Annotated in this window: 2 protein-coding genes; both read right to left on the reverse strand. The window is 53.5% G+C overall.

Going from position 1 to position 2958, the window contains the following annotated elements:
• Positions 1 to 60: 60 nt before the first annotated feature.
• The gene (bamA, locus tag AC1DRJ_RS23190; protein ID WP_477804203.1) at positions 61 to 2451 is read right to left on the reverse strand and encodes an outer membrane protein assembly factor BamA; all 2391 of its coding nucleotides are present in this window, start codon (positions 2449 to 2451) and stop codon (positions 61 to 63) included.
• Between the two features lie 75 nt (positions 2452 to 2526).
• Positions 2527 to 2958: RIP metalloprotease RseP (gene rseP / locus AC1DRJ_RS23195; RefSeq protein ID WP_477804204.1), on the reverse strand; the 432-nt coding region annotated here is incomplete at its 5' end.

Here is a 2958-nt window from a genome sequence, read left to right on the forward strand (position 1 = left end):
CGATGCACTCCTACCGATGCACTCCTACAAAATCCATTGTCGTTATTTTGGGGCAGACGCTTAGAACGTCTGGCCAAGAGAGAATTGGAACACTTGAGTCTCAGCGTTATCCGGTTCTTTTACCGGGAAGGCCAGTGCGAAACTCAGCGGCCCCAGCGCAGTTACCCATGTAACTCCAACACCCACGGAGCTGGCCATGTCGTTGAAGCTGATATCGTTACATTGCGTATTGGACTTCGAATCAGGGTTGGTATTGGTGGTCTGCTCGCACTTGGAGTCAAACACATTACCCACATCCCAGAATACGGAAGTGCGCAGGGAACGCTGATCCTTGACGAACGGCAGCGGGAACAGAATCTCTGCACCACCTTGAATCAGCACGTTGCCGCCGAACGGCAGTGGATCCTGATCCGGGTCATTAAGAGTGCCCGCGTTGCCGGTTTCGCCCACGCCACGGCTCGGCGTACTGCGCGGACCTAAAGTACTGTCCTTGAAGCCACGAACCGAATTGAAACCACCTGCAAAGTAGTTTTCATAGAACGGCAAGCCATTAGTCGAGCCATACCCATCGCCATAACCCAATTCAGTGTGCAGGCGCATGGTGTAATTTTCAGACAATGGCTGGAACAACTGACCACGGTAATCGAGCTTGAAGAACGACAGGTCACTACCTGGTACGGTGACTTCCGCCGTCAAACTTTGAGAATGACCACGGGTCGCCAATACGCCTTTGTTCAGGGTGGACTCGGACCAGCCAGCCGAAGCCTTGAAGTTCAGGTACTCGTCGCCTTCACGGTTAACAAAGTCGAAAATCTCGTCGACGGTGTATTGACCGGTCTTGATCTTGTCTTGCTGCCCAGTAAAACCAAAGGTCAGACGCGATGTTTCGCTGATCGGGTAACCGACGCTTACACCAGCACCCAGACTGTCTACGGCATAGCTTGCTACGTCGACATCGAGATCATCATAGTTGGTGGTGCGATAGAAAGCGTTGTAACCCAGGCTCACACCGTCAGCAGTCCAGTACGGGTCGACATAACCGAAGTTATAGCGGCTCTGGTATTCGCTTTTGGTCAAGCCGATGCTGACCTTGTTACCAGTACCCAGGAAGTTGTTCTGAGTGATCGAACCACCGAGGATCAGACCGGCACTTTGTGCGAAGCCAATGCTGGCAGTGATCGAACCGGAAGCCTGCTCTTCAACGCCGTAATTCACGTCAACCTGGTCATCAACACCTGGCACAGCTGGGGTTTCGACGTTCACTTCTTTGAAGAAGCCCAGGCGCTCAAGACGCGTCTTGGATTGATCAATCAGGTAGGTCGAAGCCCAACCGCCTTCCATCTGGCGCATTTCGCGGCGTAGCACTTCGTCTTCGGACTTGGTGTTGCCACGGAAGTTGATACGGTTGACGTAAGCACGTTTGCCCGGATCCACAGCGAAGGTGATGTCGACGGTGTGATCTTCATTATGGGGCTGAGGCACGCCGTTGACGTTGGCAAAGGTGTAACCCTCGTTRCCCAGRCGGCGAGTGATSARTTCSGAGGTRGTGGTCATCAGCTTGCGCGAGAACACCTGGCCYTTCTSMACCAGMAGCAGSGMSKTGAYCTGRTCTTSAGGGACTTTCAGGTCRCCGCTCAGCTTGACGTCACGAACGGTGTACTTATCGCCTTCGTTGACGTTGACAGTGATGTAGACGTGTTTCTTGTCCGGTGTGATCGACACTTGGGTCGAAGCGATATCCATATTGATATAGCCACGGTCCAGGTAGTAGGAACGCAGACGCTCCAGGTCACCGGAAAGTTTTTCACGTGCGTACTTGTCATCGTTCTTGAAGAAAGACAGCCAGTTGGTGGTCTTCAGTTCGAACAGGTCGATCAGGTCTTCTTCAGGGAAGACGGTGTTGCCCACCACGTTGATGTGCTGGATAGCAGCGACGGTGCCTTCGTTGATGTTGACCTTCAACCCGACGCGGTTACGGGGTTGTGGCACCACTTCGGTGTCGACGGTGGCGGAGTAGCGACCCTGGGCGACGTATTGACGCTGCAGTTCGTTACGCACACCTTCGAGAGTGGCACGCTGAAAGATCTCGCCTTCAGCCAGACCGGATTGTTTGAGGCCTTTCATCAGGTCTTCAGTAGAGATCGCCTTGTTACCCTCGATCTCGATACTGGCAACCGACGGGCGCTCGACTACCGTGATAACCAGGACGTTGCCATCGCGGCCCAGCTGGATATCTTGAAAGAACCCGGTTTTGAACAAAGCACGAGTGGATTCCACCAGGCGACGATCATCCGCCTGTTCACCGAYGTTCAACGGCAAAGCACCAAAGACGCTACCCGCGGAGACCCGCTGGAGGCCATTGACGCGAATATCAGAGATAGTGAAGGACTCGGCGTGAACTTCGGCGATCATCAATACGGTGAGAACCGCAGTTAGCAGCAGACGTTTCATGAAGTCCTTTCTTATTCCAACTGGCAATAAACAAACTGCCGCAAAATGCGGCAGATTCGCAATTCAGCGAAGTTGTTACAGACGGCCCAAATCATTGACCAGAGCGAGCAACATCACCCCGACCACCAAGCTGATACCGATCTGTATCCCCCAACCCTGCACCCGATCCGACAAGGGACGACCACGCGCCCACTCAATCAGATAAAACAACAAATGCCCCCCATCCAGTACAGGAATGGGCAACAAATTCAGAACTCCCAAGCTAATACTCAGATATGCAAGGAAATTCAGGAAGTCAGCAACGCCCGACTGGGCAGAAGCGCCCGCCACTTTAGCAATGGTTATCGGTCCACTCAAGTTTTTTACCGAGAGCTCACCGAACAACATTTTCTTGAGAGAATCGAGGGTCAGTACACTCATGGTCCAGGTGCGGCGCGCACCCTCTCCAATCGCGGCCACAGGGCCGTAACTGACTTCGCGAATCATCTCTGGTGGCCAATCGACCGC

It is taken from the genome of Pseudomonas sp. P5_B2 (assembly GCF_056400445.1).